The following is a 14,922-nucleotide window of genomic DNA, read 5'->3' on the forward strand; positions in this document are numbered from 1 at the left end:
AGGCCAGATGTCTACATTAGCTCCCCTCGATCCGCTTATTGCCCTTGCGGGCGGCTTGCTGATCGGGCTCGCGGCTGCGGTACTGCTGCTCTTTTCCGGGCGCATCGCCGGGATCAGCGGGATGGTCGCACGCGCAGTCGGCATTGCCGATAGCGGCACGCCGCGCCTACAGGCGCTTGCCTTTGTCGTCGGACTTCCGATCGGCGCCTGGCTGGTCAGCGCCTCGCTGCGCCAGCCCGAAGTAATCGTCACTTCGTCGATCCCGATCCTTGTGACCGCCGGTGTGCTGGTCGGCTTCGGCACACGGATGGGCAATGGCTGCACCAGCGGCCATGGCGTATGCGGCGTGTCGCGCCTCTCGCCGCGCTCGCTTGCGGCAACCGTAACCTTCATGCTTGCCGGGTTCGCCATTGTGGCGCTGGCGCGCTTCATGGTGGGAGGCTGACGCCATGCGACAGACAATCATCGCTCTTGTTACCGGGATTCTGTTCGGGGCCGGCCTTGCCCTGTCCGACATGATCAATCCCGCCCGCGTAATTGCCTTTCTCGACCTGTTCGGGAATTGGGATCCCGCGCTCGCCTTCGTGATGGGCGGCGCGATGATTCCGGCGGCGATTGCCTATGTGTTCTCGCGCCGTTTGCGCAGCCCCATCATGCACACGAAGTTCCACATCCCAGAGAACCGGATTGTCGACCGGCAACTGATCACCGGAGCCGCGATCTTCGGCGCGGGCTGGGGGCTGGCAGGCTATTGTCCCGGACCGGCAATCGCCGGGCTGGTGTTCGGCAATTGGCAACCTGTGGTGTTCGTGGCGGCGATGCTTGCGGGCATGTGGCTCCACCGGCTGACGTCCGACTTGCAGCACCGCGGCCAACCGGCAATCTGATCGGGCCTATTCGCGCGGGGCGACGCGGCTGCCGTCTTCCACGGTATTGCCGGGGTTGAGCACAACCTCGTCGCCTTGCGCGAGCCCGCCCAGAACCTGGGCGTATTCGTCATTGATCTGGCCCAGTTCGACTGACTTGACGCGGGCCAGGCCATTTTCGATGGCGAAAACCTGCCATTCACCTTCGGGGCCGCGGAACAGGGCGCCGATCGGAACCCGCAACGCGTTCTCGTCACGCCACAATTCGATGGTCGCGTCGATCTGATAGCCATGGCCCAGTCGCGCGGCCTGCGCCACCGACAGGTCTACCAGGTCGATGATCACATTGACCCGCTGTTCCTCGATGCCGAGCGCAGAAATCTTGAGCCGTCCGTAGGGTTCGACCCTCTGCACCCGGCCCACCAGCGGCTCGGGGCCGCCCCATTGCGTCACGGAAACGCGGTCACCCGGCTTGACCTTCACCGCCTCCCGCGAGAGCAGGTCCACCACCAGCTCGATCGCCTCGGGATTGCCGATGGTGACGAGCTGAGTGCCTTCTGCGATCACGCCTTCGCTCTCGTTGATGACCGACAGGATCTTCCCTCCGGCTGGGGCGCGTACGGGCACCGGCGCTCCGGATCCGCGCCCGTCAGGATTGGCGATCATCGCACGCAGTCGCGCGATTTCGCCCCGCGCCTGCGCCACTGCCGATCTATCGGTGGCGACCCGCGTGCGCGCGCCTTCGAGCTGGGCTTTCGAAACGAACCCGCTTTCCGCCAGCGCTTCGGCCCGTTCGAGGTCGCGGGTTGATTGCGCCATGGATGCACTTGCACCCGCTTCTGCAGCCACTGCCGCAGCCAGCGAGCCGCGCGCTTCGTCGCGGCTGCGTTCGTCAAGCGGCGAGGAGGGCCGACCCGTCATTCTTGTGATCAGCGCGCCGCGCGCAACGCTGTCGCCCGGTTCCAGTTCGATCCGTTCCAGATAGCCCGTGACGGGCGCCGACACGACGTAGAACTCCTCGGCACGGGTCACGCCATCGTCGGTGATGCCGACCGACATTTCGCCGCGAGACACTTCGCCCGCATCGACCGGCGTCGATTCCGGCCACAGGCCATAGAGCAGCCCGGCGCCAAGCAGCGCAGCTATCAGGAGTGCCCAGCGCCATTTCATGATTAGCTCGCGCATCAGTCGCGCGCCTTCAAGACGCGGACCATGTCGAGCCGCATCACGCGCCGCGCCACCACCACGGCGGTGAGTCCGGCAGCAATCAGCACTACGATTGCCGAATAGGCATAGGTCGCGCTGGTCGGCGCAAAGGGCAGGCGGAAGAGATCGGAACTGAACATCATCATCATCAGCTGCGCCATCCAGTAACCTATGAGCAGCCCGAAGGGTACTGACACGACCACCAGCAGGGCAATCTCGCCGACCAGCACCAGGGCAACCTCCCTGCGGTGATAGCCCAGCACGCGCAATGTCGCCAATTCATGCGCCCGTTCGGAGAACAGGATCCGCGCGCTGTTATACACCACCCCCACCGCGATCGCAGAGGCGAAGGCAATGTAGAACAGGACCATGGTGTTGATATTGTCGTCGATCATCGTGGTGAAACGCTCCATCTCCATGTCGCGGTCACCAATACTGAGCGTGGCAGGCATCGCCTTGAGCTCGGTCAAGAGCGCCTCGCGTTGCAACGGGTCGATCAGCAGGAGCGCAGCGCCCACCGGCGCGCCATCGCGGGCCAGTTCGCCGATGGTACTGTCGGTGGCATAGGCGCGCGTGCCGATGAATTCGTCCACCACCGCACCGACTGGCAACACGGCCTCGGTTCGTCGCCCGCCGAGCATCTTGACCCGCACCAGATCCCCTGCCTGCACATCCAGCTGGCGGGCGAGTTGCCGGCTCAGCATCAGGCCGCCGGGCGGCATATCGATCATCGCGCCGTCCTGGTCGATCCGCGCGGTGAGGATCGAATCTGGTGGCGTCGCTTCCAGCGCGGTCCGCTCGCGCAGGTTGCCGTTGCGCATTTCCACGCTTAGCCCTCGTATCGGTTCGACCCGCAAGACGCCCGGCATCTGGCGCAGTTCGTAGAGCACGACTTCGTTGCGCGGTTCCGTGAAGGTCACCGAGATGTCCTGCCGCTGCGAACGGAAGAAATAGCTCTCGAGCATGTATTGGCTCGAATCGATGAATTGCAGTGTCGAGAAGAGCAGGCCCATCGAGATCGCCACGCCGCTCACAGTCAGCGCGGACCGGGCGGGCCAGCGTGCGATATGTCGCGCGATCATATGGCCGATGGCGGAGAAACCGGCCTTTTGCCCAAGCCGCTCTATCGCTCCGGCGCGATAGATAGGGGGTGGCGGCGGCGACATGGCTACCGCCGGGCTGAGCCGCGCCGCGTTCCATACGCCGTTAATTGCGCCAAGCGCTGCCGAGCCGATTGCCAGCCCGGCGGCCCCGACGAAGACCAGCGGGTCGAAGCTGAAGCGCAGGAAAGGGAAGTGGTAATATTCGGCATAGAGCGCCGTCATCGCGCGCCCCATCCATATGCCCGCCCCGCTGCCGATCAGCGTGGCCAGCGCGGCAACGGCGAGCGCGAACTTGAGGTAGTGCCAGCCGATTGCCGCTCCGGAATAGCCGAATGCCTTGAGCAGCCCGATCTGCGACCGCTGGGTGCGGATCATGCGACCCAGCACGATATAGACGAGGAAGGTCGACACCAGCAGGAAGACCGGCGGAATGACTTTCACCATGGCTTCCAGCTGGTCGAGCTCGCTCTGCAGGAACTGGTGGCTCAAATGGTCTTCACGGCCATAGGCGCCCGTGCCGCCATAGGGTTCGAGCAGGCGGTCGATCCCCCGGATCACATCGGCTTCAGATGCACCGTGCTGCAGCGATACGGATAGCGAGTTGATCGCCTCGGTCCGATCGGTCGCAGCTTCGAGCGCCTTCTGGCCCATCCAGAAGATCCCGAAGCGCGTGTCATCGGGAATGATGTCACCCGGGGCGAGCGCATTGATATAGTTTGGGGCCAAGCCAACGCCCACAATCTTGAGCCGCTGCTTGTTGCCATAGATGATCGCGTCAACCTCGCTTCCGGGGCCGATATCATTGGCCTGCGCGAAGGCCTCGTCCACCACGACTTCGCCTGGCTGGTCGGGCGAAGGGATACGGCCCGCCTTTAGCGTCATGCGGTTAAGCTGGTCCTGCCCGCGATCGTCGACCGATTGCATCAGTGCGCGCACGGCGTCGACGCGGCCGGGCATGTCTAGGATCGCATATTGGATGATCGAACCTTGCGCCTGCTGGATGCCATCAATCTGCGCGACACGGTCAACCACGCTTCGCGGCGCGCGCGTCATCTGCGCGAACACATCGGCAAAATGATTGCGGGCGTAATAGGCGTCGCGCGTCATCATGAGCGAACCATGGACACCCATCGACAGGATGAAGGTGGCCGAGGCCGCGGCCAGCACGACGGCGATGGCCAGCGCCTGCCCGCGCATATGCCACAGGTCGCGCAACAATTTGAGATCGAGCGCCTTCACCAGCTGATCTCCGAGGGAGCGATGCGGCGGCTATTCTCCTCGATCCGGGCGATCTGCCCGTCGAGAAAATGGAACACGCGATCCGCCATGGCGGCGATGCCGGCATTGTGGGTGATGAGGATCAGGGTCGTGCCGAGCTCGCGATTGGCACGATCGAGCGTTTCAAGAACACGTACCCCGGTCTCACTGTCGAGCGCGCCGGTGGGCTCGTCGCACAGTAGCACGCCCGGTTGCTTGGCGATCGCGCGCGCCACCGCCACCCTTTGCTGTTCGCCGCCCGAAAGCTGCGCGGGGAAATGCGCGCGCCGCTCTGCCAAGCCAACCAGTTCGAGCGCCCGTGCCGGGTCCATCGGGTTCTCTGCAATGTCAGTGACCAACCGCACGTTTTCTTCAGCGGTCAGGCTGGGGATCAGGTTGTAGAATTGGAAAATGAAACCGATCTGCCGCCGCCGGAAGCGAGTGAGATCGGCATCGTCAAGTGCGGTCAGCTCGACGTCTTCGTAGTGAAGAGTGCCTTCGGTTGGCCGGTCGAGCCCGCCGACGATGTTGAGCAGAGTCGACTTGCCGCTACCCGAAGGGCCAAGCAGCACGAGCACTTCACCTTTGCGGATCTCGAAATCCACCCCGCGCAGTGCATGTACCTGCGTTTCGCCGGTGATGTAGGTCTTGCGCAACCCCCTGCCCGTGAAGGCAGGCGGATGTCCTCCCGTCAGGTCGGCTTGTGGCGGGCCCTGCATTTGTATGCATTAGCAGCCTGATCGATGCCAGCGCTACGGAAATTCCCGCATTGGCCAGATCGTTACCGGTGCACGGGCCTGCATTTTGCTCCCGCCTCGGGAGGATTGCGTAGTGACCGGCGGGGCTTCGCGCATCTAGCTTAACTTCCGCCGGGTGCGCGGAGAATTTCCATTGGAGGGGCGATGGGTAGCGATCAGACAATACGGTGGTTCGAGACGCTGACGCGGGACGACGTCCCGATTGTTGGCGGCAAGAACGCTTCGCTCGGTGAGATGATCGGGTCTCTGGCCGACAAGGGGATCAACGTCCCGCCGGGCTTTGCCACCACTGCAGCGGCATATCGGCGTTTCCTTGCCGCAAGCCGGCTCGACAAACTGATTTCGGAAAAGATGCAGGAATTCCACTCTCGGCAGGCGACTCTAAGCGACGTTGGGGCTTCAATCCGTGGCGCGTTCCTCGATGCCAAATGGCCTGACGATATCTCGCACGCCATCACTGCGGCCTATCGCGAACTTGCAGCACGCGACGGCCGGGACGAAGCGGGCGTGGCCGTGCGTTCGAGCGCCACGGCAGAGGACTTGCCCGGCGCGAGCTTTGCCGGGCAGCAGGAAAGCTTCCTCAATATTCGCGGTAAAGCCGAACTGCTCGATGCATGCAGGCGCTGTTTCGCTTCGCTCTTTACTGATCGCGCGATTGCCTATCGCGAGTTGAAGGGCTTCGGCCATGATGCGGTTGCGCTGTCGATCGGGGTGCAGCGCATGGTCCGCTCGGACAGCGCCGGGTCAGGCGTGATGTTCACGATCGATACCGAGACTGGCTTCGACAAGGTTGTGCTCATCAGCGCCGCTTGGGGGCTGGGAGAATATGTGGTGCAGGGAAATGTCGAGCCCGACGAATACCATGTGTTCAAGCCATTGCTGGCCGATCCGGCGCTAGTGCCGATCATAAAGAAGCAATGCGGCACCAAGCAGCGGATGCTTGTCTATGCCGAAAATGGCAAAGGCACGCAGTCGCGAGCTACCTTGGATCATGATCGCGAGCGGCTGGTGCTGGGCGATAGGGAGATCCTTTTGCTGGCTCGATGGGCTTTGACGATCGAGCGGCATTATGGCTGCCCGATGGATATGGAATGGGCCAAGGACGGACCCGATGGTGAACTCTTCATCGTCCAGGCGCGCCCGGAAACTGTGCGCGTGCATGAGCGGAGCGATCTGCTGCGCGAAGTGGAGGTCAGGAACGCGGGGCGTGTGCTCGCGCGTGGGCAGGCGATAGGTTCGCTTGCGGCAAGCGGGCCTGTGTGCCGGATCGAGGATGCGAGCGAGATCGACAGATTCGTGGATGGCGCCGTCCTGGTTACCGGGTTCACTGACCCGGACTGGATACCGATCATGCAGCGAGCAGCAGCGATCGTCACCGACCATGGTGGGCGCACATCTCATGCCGCCATCGTCAGTCGGGAGCTGGGTGTCCCGGCGATAGTCGGTTGCGGGGATGCGAACACGAAACTTGCCGACGGCCAGGTGGTGACGGTGAATTGTGCCGTGGGTGAAACCGGACTTGTCCATGAAGGCCGAGCCGAGATCCACGCGAAGGAAATCGACCTGTCCGGTATTCCGGAAACCCACACGCAGGTGATGCTCAATCTGGCGGATCCCGCCGCAGTCTATCGCTGGTGGAAGCTTCCGGCGGATGGGGTCGGGTTAACGCGGATGGAATTCGTTATCGCCAACCATGTCAAAGTGCATCCGATGGCCCTCCTGGAGCCCGACCGCGTGAAGGATCGCGGCGAACGCGACCAGATCGCGCGCTTGACGCGCGGATATGCGGAACCCGCGGAATATTACGTCGAACAGCTGGCCTTGGGCTTGGCGCGCATCGCGGCGCTGATGCACCCCAAGCGCGTGATCATCCGCTTCAGCGATTTCAAAACAAACGAATATGCCGATCTGGTTGGCGGCCGCTTCTTCGAGCCGGTCGAGGAAAACCCCATGATCGGCTTCCGCGGGGCTTCGCGCTATGCATCGCCTTTGTTCCGAACGGCATTTGCGCTCGAGTGCCGGGCCATTCGCAAGCTGCGGCAGGAAATGGGATTTTCCAATGTCGCGGTGATGGTGCCGTTCTGCCGCACGACGGGCGAGGCAGACCAAGTGCTTGCCGAAATGGAAAAGAACGGACTCGCCAAAGGCGAAGGCGGGCTTGAGGTGCTGATGATGTGCGAAGTGCCCAGCAATGTGATCCTGGCGCGCGATTTTGCGGAGCGGTTCGACGGTTTCTCGATCGGGAGCAACGATCTGAGCCAGTTGGTGCTTGGCATCGATCGCGACTCCGACCTGCTTGCCGATGAATTCGAAGCGGGCGACCCGGCGGTACGCTGGATGATCCGCCGCGTGATCGCCGAGGCGCATGATTGCGACACAGCTGTGGGTCTCTGCGGCCAGGCACCGAGCGACGATCCGGAATTTGCGGAGTTCCTGGTCGAAAGCGGCATCGATTCGATCTCGGTCACGCCTGACAGTTTCGTGGCGGTGAAGAGGCACGTCGTCCATGCCGAAGAGGCGCTCGGCAAGGCAAACCATGAGAGCAAGGTGGTATTTGGCGCCAAGGCAGTGCGGTGACCCGGTTCGGGACTGGCCAGAGCCGGACAAATGGGTAAGCTTCGGAGAAACCCCGCTTCGCTGCCGATGTCCCGTGCACGGCAAAGTGCAAGCCTTCGAGGTGCCGCTGCGCCATGATGAATATCGCTACACTGACGCTCAATCCCACTATCGACCTGGCATATGTGGTCGACAAGCTTGAGCCGACCGACAAGTTGCGCGCGCCGCCGCAACAGGCCGATCCGGGTGGCGGCGGGATCAATGTCGCGCGCGTCTTCGTGCGGATGGGCGGCAATGCGCGCTGCATCTACTTGTCGGGCGGCTCGACAGGGATCGCGCTCGATGCCCTGCTGGACCTGCACCAGCTTGTGCGCGAGCGAGTGGCGATCGAAGGCCATACGCGGGTCAGCACCACTATCCTCGAACAGGGCAGCGGCAAGGAGTTCCGCGTCGTCCCTGCCGGCCCCGAAGTTAAAGAGAGCGAATGGCAGGACTGCCTTGACCGGATCGATACGCTGCAATGCGACTATCTGGTCATGAGCGGATCGCTTCCGCGCGGCATGCCGACCGCCTTCTATGCGCGGGCCGCGACCAAGGCGCATCGGCGTGGGATCCGCACTGTGCTCGATACTTCGGGGGCAGCGCTCAAGGAAGGGGTGAGTGCTGGAGGGCATGAGTTGATCAAGCCCAACCTGAAGGAATTCGAGCAGTTGATTGGCAAGGGCCTGACCACTCCCGAAGCAATCGGCAAGGCCGCGCAATCCGTTGCGAGGCAGGGCGGCGCGCGGCTTGTCGCCGTGACCATGGGCGAGGATGGCGGCATTCTCGCTAGCGCAGACGAAGTATGGCGCTGCGAGGCGCCACAGGTTGAAACCGCCAGTGCGGTGGGTGCGGGCGACAGCTTCGTAGCTGCCATGGTGTATGGCCTGGCAAATGGGCGAAACGAATTCGACGCTTTCCGTCTCGGCATTGCTGGCGGCACCGCCGCCCTGATCACTGCCGGAACGGGCCTGGCCCGCGCCGAAGATACACAGGGAATTTTTGCGCAGCTTGCAGCGGGTTAGCGGATTGCATGCCTGGCTGGCGCCGCCTCAGCAAGCTTGCGCTATGGTCTTGTGCAGATATGCTCGTTTCAACATGATTTTCTAAGGAGGCTCTGATGGACATTCGCCAGGTTGAACCCGGATTTGCCGTCGCACCGCAATTGCAGCCGGGGGATATGGCGGAACTGGCCCGGAAGGGCTTCGTAGCCGTGATCTGCAATCGGCCCGATGGCGAAGACGACGGACAGCCGGGCGTCGATGCAATGCGCGCCGCGGCGGAGAGCGCGGGCCTTGCTTTCCATCACATTCCCGTCAGCGGCGGCCAATTCCCCGATGCCGCGATCGATGCCTTTCGCTCTGTTCGCCAAGCCGCAGATGGCCCTGTTATGGCCTATTGCCGCACCGGGACGCGCTCGATCACACTGGAAACGCTCGCCAATCCCGAAGGGCGCAGCGCGTCCGACCGGCTGGGCCTTGCGAGTGCTGCCGGATATGACCTGTCTACCATCGCAGGCCGACTGGGAGATTGAGCGTCCCAAGTCAGGAGAATTTCCATGCCCATTTCGCAATCCCATGAAGTCGTGATTGTCGGCGGGGGCGCCGCAGGGATCGCTACCGCTGCCTCGATGCTCAAGCGCCGACCTTCGCTCGATATTGCGATCATCGAGCCATCCGAAGTCCATGCCTACCAGCCGGGCTGGACCATGGTGGGGGCAGGCGTTTTCGAACCCGAAGTCACGCTGCGCCCGATGAGCAGGGTCATGCCGAAGGGCGTGGATTGGATCAAGGCCGCCGCCGCCAGTTTCCAGCCCGAGAACAATCAGGTCACGCTGCAGGACGGTTCGACGATCCGCTACGAGCTGTTGATCGTGGCTCCGGGCATCCGGCTGGCGTGGGAGAAGATTGCCGGGCTGGAGGAAACGCTGGGCAAACATGGCGTGACCTCCAACTATCGCTATGACCTCGCGCCCTATACCTGGCAGGGTGCTGTCAGTCTAACGCCAAACAGTCTCCACCTGCGACGCTTCGCCGCGTAGTGGAACCGGCATGAAGCCCATTTCATTCAAACGACACCGCTTCCCGCCGGATGTGATCCGATATGCAGTCTGGCTGTACTTTCGCTTCACCCTGAGCTTGCGCGACGTCGAGGATCTGCTCGCTCAGCGCGGGATTGATGTGTCCTATGAGACCGTTCGCTGCTGGGCCGACAAGTTCGGTCCAGTCATTGCATCCAACATCAGAAAGAAGCGTGGAAGAGCCGATTGCGTCTGGCATCTAGACGAGATGGTCGTGAAGATTGGCGGCCAACGGATGTTTATGTGGCGCGCCGTCGACAAGGAGGGAGAGGTTCTAGATGTCCTCGTCCAGAAGCGACGGAACAAGAGAGCCGCGTTGAAACTCGTGCGGAAACTGCTCAAGAACCAAGGCTTCGTACCTGAGGCCATCGTGACGGATGGTCTCGCTTCGTACAGAGCCGCGCTTCGCGAATTGGGTGCTCTCGCCCGCCACCAACCAGGTCGGTTGCAGGAGAACAATCGCGCAGAAAATTCACACCTGCCTGTCCGACGAAGAGAGCGAAAGATGCAACGCTTCAAGTCCCAGGGACAGGCTCAGCGTTTCGTTTCAACCCACTCAGCAATCTACACTACCTTCGCCATCCAGCGTCATCTCACTTCCCGCAAGACCATGCGAACCTTCAGAGACCGTGCAATGGCGGAATGGCAAGCCGCATCCGCTTCAAGTGGATGAATTTTCATGATCGCGCATCAATGCGTATCGGAGAAGTTAAGCTGACAAAGCCAGCCCATTCCTGCATTGCTCTTGTTCCACATGCAGATGTTGAGCAGGTCAGAGTAGATGTCCTCAACCGAAGCAGTGACATCGTCCATATGACGCCAGTCCATGCACACGAAGTGCACCGCGCCATTACGAGAGACCTTGGCGCAGGCACCGAGTGTGTCTGCCAGAAAGCCACGGAACTGGTCTTCGCTCATCTCGCCCGAAGCCATGGCGAACTCGCGGTGGCGGCCTTTCGCATTGGCATGGCCGTTGATCTTCACATTATAGGGCGGATCGAGGAACGCGCAGTCGATCTTTGATCCTTCGCCGACCAGTTCCCTCAGGAAAGCAACATCGCGGCCATCGCCGCAGGCCACCCTGTGTTCGCCCAGCTGCCAGATATCGCCGGGCTGGACGCGCGGGCTTTGCGGCACGGCAGGAATGACCTCGTCATCAGGGTCAGGCGTCTCGCCTAGCACAACGTCGATCTCGCCGGGGCTGAACCCCGTCAGGCCAAGGTCAATGTCTATCTCGGGCAACGAGAGATCGGCCAGCTCGAGCTTGAGGATCTCTAGATCCCATCCAGCATTGAGCGCGATCTTGTTGTCAGCAAGTCTGAGTGCCTTCTTCTCAGCTTCGCTCAGACCCTCGAGTTCTATGACGGGGACAGTCTCGAGCCTCATCTCCTTCGCCGCGCGCAAGCGGCCGTGCCCGGCAATAAGGTTACCCTGCGGGTCAGCAAGGATTGGGTTGGTAAACCCAAAGGCACGGATCGACTGGACGATCTGCGCGATCTGCCGCTTGGGGTGCGTCCTCGCATTGCGGGGATCGGGAACAAGGCTATCGGGGTCACGATAAGTGACCTGAAGCCGGCGATCGGCAGGAGAGGCTGCCGGACTCATCGGTTTGTTCATGCTGGAACTATACAGGAACACAAGTAATACGGGAAGCGAACGTTATCCGCTTTCTTTCCACAGCCTCGCGTTCCTTGATCTGGCGCGCTTTCGACTGGACTTCGGCCCGAAGCTGAGCATTGCTGTCCCCTGCGCCCGGCCTTTCGGGCTTGTCCCGGTGACGGCGGCCATTCCCGGCCGCTGCAACACCGGAGACAAACAATGACCGATACCACTTCAACCAAGACGCCAAGCAAGCTCGACCAACTTGAAGCACTGCTGATGCGCAAGAACGGTGCCAGCATTGCCGAGATGATGGAGGCCACAGCCTGGCAGCAGCACTCGGTGCGCGGCGCGATGGCCGGCGCGCTCAGGAAGCGCGGCCTCGTCATTACCAGCGAGAAGGCGAGCGGTGCGCGCCGCTATCATGCAGGCCGTACATCATGAGCGAGGACATAGATGCGCTCGTCGAGCGGATCGCCGCGTTGGATCTGGCAAAGCTGCGCGACCTGTGGAGGCAGCGCTACGGCGCCCCTCCGCAGCTGCGTTCGCTTCCCATCATGCGCCTGCAGCTTGCATGGCGCGTCCAGGCCGAAGTGCACGGCGGTCTCGATAACGAGACAAGGAAAGCGCTCGCGCGCGCAGGTCCGGTTGAACCCGAAGGCAAGGAGTTGGGCATCGGCGCGCGCCTTACCCGCAGCTGGAAAGGCAAGCGGGTCGAAGTCGTGGTCGAGGAGGAAGGGTTTCGCTGGGATGGAGAGCTCTACCCTTCGCTCTCGGCCACCGCCCGCGCGATCACCGGGATGCGCTGGAACGGCCCCCGTTTCTTTGGTCTGAGGCAATAAGGATGGGCACCAGGAAAGATACGATCCGCTGCGCAGTCTATACCCGCAAGTCTTCCGAGGAAGGGCTCGAGCAGGATTTTAACTCGCTGGATGCGCAGCGCGTTGCCGCCGAAGCCTATGTGCAGAGCCAGGCCGGTGAAGGCTGGACACTCTTGCCTGAACAATATGATGATGGCGGTTACTCCGGCGGCAGCATGGAACGACCGGGGTTGAAGCGTCTGCTTGCTGACATCGCAGCCGGTGATATCGATGTCGTGGTGGTCTACAAGATCGACCGGCTGACCCGCTCGCTCACCGACTTTGCCCGCATCGTCGAGATCTTCGAGAAGCATGACGTCAGTTTCGTGTCGGTCACCCAGTCGTTCAACACCACGAGCTCGATGGGCAGATTGATGCTCAATGTGCTTCTCTCCTTTGCCCAGTTCGAGCGCGAGGTCACCGGCGAGCGGATCCGCGACAAGATCGCCGCCTCCAAGGCCCGCGGCATGTGGATGGGCGGGCTTCCGCCGCTGGGCTACGATATCCCCGAGTCGGGATCACGTACGTTAAGGGTCAATAGCGAGGAGGCCGAGCGGGTACGCCATATCTTCACCCGCTATCTCGCGCTGGGGTCGGTCTACACACTGCAGCGCGAGCTTGAAGCAGAAGGCATCACCTCCAAGCGCCATGTGACGCAAAAAGGCAAGGTGCTGGGCGGCGGACATTTCAGCCGCGGCGCGCTGTTCCATCTGCTGCGCAACAAGACCTATCTCGGTCTCATCACCCACAAAAGCGAAGTTCACCAGGGAGAGCACGAAGCGATCGTCGAGCAGGACCTTTTCGGTAAGGTTCAGCACCAGCTCGATGCCAACTCGAGGAGGCGCGGCGAGTCCAAAGAGCGCTCAGTCGCACGGGCGCCGCTTATGGGCAGACTGTTCGATGCAGCCGGCGAAGCCATGACCCCTGCTTTCGCCCGCAATCGCCATGGCACGCTCTACCCCTACTATGTCTCCGCCTCGCTTCAGCAGGGCCAGCGCGTAGCTGATGATGATATCATCCGGCGACTGCCCGGCCCCAGGCTTGATGCCTTGATAAGAGATACGCTCGAACGCTGGCTGCCGCGCTTCGCAGATCCCATGAGCGTACTGGAGGAGGTACGCCTCACCGAACGCGGCATGCTCATTACTTTGGCTGGCGATCGCTCGGTCGACCTGCACAGCACAGCCGCGGACGGAGAAGAGATGATCTCCGCCAACAGCAAGCGGACCGTCATTGCGCTCGAACTCGCTCTGCCGCTGCGCGGCGGTAAGCGCCACATCCTTCTCGGCAGGCGCAGTCCGCGCCAGCGCGACCGAACACTCATCGCTGCCTTGCGGCGTGCAAATGCCATGGCATCAAGCGAGCGCGGCATGCCGCTCGTCGAGGCAGCTCCCGCCTCACCCTATGACAACCGCATCCAGCGCCTCGTTTTCCTTGCGCCCGATATCCAGCGCGCCATCGTCGAGGGCCGCCAGCCCGCCGGTCTCAACCTCGAGCGACTGGTCAAGACAAACCTACCGCTATGCTGGGACAAGCAGCGCAAAGCGCTTGGTTTTGAGCTCTCGGGCGCGCCCTGTTCTGCGCCATAACAGGCCCTGTTACGGACGATATCGCTCCCTGTTATCGCGATTAAATACCCTGTTCTGGTGAAGAACAGGGAAAGGGGTATTTTGCGCCTCCAAGACGCTGTAATTGCGCGCTTAAATCTGCAGCAGATTGAGCAAAATCACCGCAAAAGGCCTGTTTGAGGCCTCAAATTTACATTTTTCCCTGTTCTTTCCCTTATTAACAGGGAAACCCAACCGATGGCGATCGGGCCAGAGACAGCCCGCGTAAATCCGCCCTGATATGGCCAGGAACCGCTCGTGAAATGCCGCCTAGTGTTGGAATTGTCCTGTTTAGTGCCCACACTTCCGCAGCTTATATCAGGACCCTGTAATGAGAGACCTGTTCCGGGGGTCGGTGGCGGAGAGGGAGGGATTCGAACCCTCGATAGAGTTACCCCTATACCGCATTTCGAGTGCGGCGCATTCGACCACTCTGCCACCTCTCCGCATGTCGAGTGCGCTTGCGGGCCTAGGCCCCCGGTCGAAGCGAGCGCGCCGGTTAGCCGAAGCCCCGCCCCTTGCCAAGCCCCAATTCGTGCCAAAACTGGGGACGATGCATCGCGCACATCTTGTTTCGCACCCGCAAAAACCCATATCCTGCCTACTATGGATCGCGCTGTGTTCTTTTCCAGCCAGGCGGGCCGCAATATTGATGCCCCGCGCCACGTCAAAACCCGCTTCGGGATAGGTGAAATCGTGCGCCACCGCGTGTTCGATTTTCGCGGGGTCATCTTCGATATCGACCCTGTCTTTGCCAATAGCGAGGAATGGTACCAAGCCATTCCCGAAGAGATCCGTCCGGATCGCGACCAGCCGTTCTATCACTTGCTGGCGGAGAATGAGGACAGTTCCTATGTCGCCTATGTCAGCCAGCAGAACCTGTTGCGGGACACGAGCGGCGGCCCGATCGACCATCCGCATATCGCGCAGCTGTTCGAACAGTTCGATGGCGGGCGCTACCGCATGCGGCGCGCGCTGACCCACTAAGGCT

Annotated in this window: 15 protein-coding genes and 1 tRNA gene; 11 read left to right on the forward strand and 5 right to left on the reverse strand. The window is 61.9% G+C overall.

The window, feature by feature from the left end:
• Nucleotides 1-7 precede the first annotated feature (7 nt).
• Both VRS74_RS03975 and VRS74_RS03980 read left to right on the forward strand, forming a co-directional pair.
• Nucleotides 8-445: a YeeE/YedE family protein gene (locus tag VRS74_RS03975; protein ID WP_354143947.1), complete on the forward strand. Its 438-nt coding sequence runs from the start codon at nucleotides 8-10 to the stop codon at nucleotides 443-445.
• A gap of 4 nt (nucleotides 446-449) precedes the next feature.
• A complete protein-coding gene (locus tag VRS74_RS03980; protein WP_354143948.1) occupies nucleotides 450-887 on the forward strand; it encodes a DUF6691 family protein in 438 nt (145 codons plus the stop codon).
• Between the two features lie 6 nt (nucleotides 888-893).
• On the opposite strand, the gene VRS74_RS03985 is transcribed toward VRS74_RS03980, so the two are convergent.
• Genes VRS74_RS03985 through VRS74_RS03995 form a run of 3 tightly spaced genes read right to left on the reverse strand, consistent with a single transcriptional unit; the run spans nucleotide 894 to nucleotide 5,151 of the window.
• Complete coding sequence (locus tag VRS74_RS03985) at nucleotides 894-2,051, reverse strand: efflux RND transporter periplasmic adaptor subunit (protein ID WP_354143949.1); 1,158 nt, start codon at nucleotides 2,049-2,051, stop codon at nucleotides 894-896.
• Nucleotides 2,051-4,414, reverse strand: coding sequence for an ABC transporter permease (locus VRS74_RS03990; protein ID WP_354143950.1), 2,364 nt, complete (start codon nucleotides 4,412-4,414; stop codon nucleotides 2,051-2,053). Before VRS74_RS03990 ends, VRS74_RS03985 begins: the two co-directional genes overlap by 1 nt.
• On the reverse strand, nucleotides 4,411-5,151 hold the full coding sequence (locus tag VRS74_RS03995) for an ABC transporter ATP-binding protein (protein WP_354143951.1): 741 nt from the start codon (nucleotides 5,149-5,151) through the stop codon (nucleotides 4,411-4,413). The genes VRS74_RS03990 and VRS74_RS03995 overlap by 4 nt, the downstream gene beginning before the upstream one ends.
• Nucleotides 5,152-5,334: 183 nt before the next feature.
• Between VRS74_RS03995 and ppsA the strand changes: the two genes are divergently transcribed.
• The 5 genes from ppsA to VRS74_RS04020 all read left to right on the forward strand — a co-directional run bounded on the left by ppsA (nucleotide 5,335) and on the right by VRS74_RS04020 (nucleotide 10,538).
• On the forward strand, nucleotides 5,335-7,767 hold the full coding sequence (gene ppsA / locus VRS74_RS04000) for a phosphoenolpyruvate synthase (protein ID WP_354143952.1): 2,433 nt from the start codon (nucleotides 5,335-5,337) through the stop codon (nucleotides 7,765-7,767).
• 113 nt (nucleotides 7,768-7,880) lie between these two features.
• The gene (locus VRS74_RS04005) at nucleotides 7,881-8,810 is read left to right on the forward strand and encodes a 1-phosphofructokinase family hexose kinase (RefSeq protein ID WP_354143953.1); all 930 of its coding nucleotides are present in this window, start codon (nucleotides 7,881-7,883) and stop codon (nucleotides 8,808-8,810) included.
• Nucleotides 8,811-8,905: 95 nt separating this feature from the next.
• Nucleotides 8,906-9,319, forward strand: a complete 414-nt coding sequence (locus VRS74_RS04010) for a protein tyrosine phosphatase family protein (protein ID WP_354143954.1) — start codon at nucleotides 8,906-8,908, stop codon at nucleotides 9,317-9,319.
• 24 nt (nucleotides 9,320-9,343) lie between these two features.
• Complete coding sequence (locus tag VRS74_RS04015; RefSeq protein WP_354143955.1) at nucleotides 9,344-9,826, forward strand: NAD(P)/FAD-dependent oxidoreductase; 483 nt, start codon at nucleotides 9,344-9,346, stop codon at nucleotides 9,824-9,826.
• Between the two features lie 10 nt (nucleotides 9,827-9,836).
• On the forward strand, nucleotides 9,837-10,538 hold the full coding sequence (locus VRS74_RS04020; RefSeq protein ID WP_354143956.1) for an IS6 family transposase: 702 nt from the start codon (nucleotides 9,837-9,839) through the stop codon (nucleotides 10,536-10,538).
• Between the two features lie 17 nt (nucleotides 10,539-10,555).
• Here the strand turns inward: VRS74_RS04020 and VRS74_RS04025 are convergent, their stop codons facing one another.
• Nucleotides 10,556-11,482 carry a ParB N-terminal domain-containing protein gene (locus tag VRS74_RS04025; RefSeq protein ID WP_354143957.1) on the reverse strand — a complete coding sequence of 309 codons (927 nt, stop codon included), beginning with the start codon at nucleotides 11,480-11,482 and terminating at the stop codon, nucleotides 10,556-10,558.
• Between the two features lie 201 nt (nucleotides 11,483-11,683).
• Between VRS74_RS04025 and VRS74_RS04030 the strand changes: the two genes are divergently transcribed.
• The 3 genes from VRS74_RS04030 to VRS74_RS04040 are packed head-to-tail and all read left to right on the forward strand — an operon-like array spanning nucleotide 11,684 to nucleotide 13,913.
• Nucleotides 11,684-11,908, forward strand: a complete 225-nt coding sequence (locus tag VRS74_RS04030) for a DUF3489 domain-containing protein (protein ID WP_354143958.1) — start codon at nucleotides 11,684-11,686, stop codon at nucleotides 11,906-11,908.
• Complete coding sequence (locus tag VRS74_RS04035; protein WP_354143959.1) at nucleotides 11,905-12,306, forward strand: DUF2924 domain-containing protein; 402 nt, start codon at nucleotides 11,905-11,907, stop codon at nucleotides 12,304-12,306. Before VRS74_RS04030 ends, VRS74_RS04035 begins: the two co-directional genes overlap by 4 nt.
• Nucleotides 12,307-12,308: 2 nt before the next feature.
• Nucleotides 12,309-13,913, forward strand: coding sequence for a recombinase family protein (locus tag VRS74_RS04040; RefSeq protein WP_354143960.1), 1,605 nt, complete (start codon nucleotides 12,309-12,311; stop codon nucleotides 13,911-13,913).
• Nucleotides 13,914-14,287: 374 nt separating this feature from the next.
• Here the strand turns inward: VRS74_RS04040 and VRS74_RS04045 are convergent.
• Nucleotides 14,288-14,377: transfer RNA gene (locus tag VRS74_RS04045), tRNA-Ser, on the reverse strand.
• A 160-nt stretch (nucleotides 14,378-14,537) separates the two neighbouring features.
• Between VRS74_RS04045 and hspQ the strand changes: the two genes are divergently transcribed.
• A complete protein-coding gene (hspQ, locus tag VRS74_RS04050) occupies nucleotides 14,538-14,918 on the forward strand; it encodes a heat shock protein HspQ (protein ID WP_354143961.1) in 381 nt (126 codons plus the stop codon).
• Nucleotides 14,919-14,922 lie beyond the last annotated feature (4 nt).

This window comes from Altererythrobacter litoralis (assembly GCF_036324225.1).
GTDB lineage: Bacteria > Pseudomonadota > Alphaproteobacteria > Sphingomonadales > Sphingomonadaceae > Erythrobacter > Erythrobacter litoralis_A.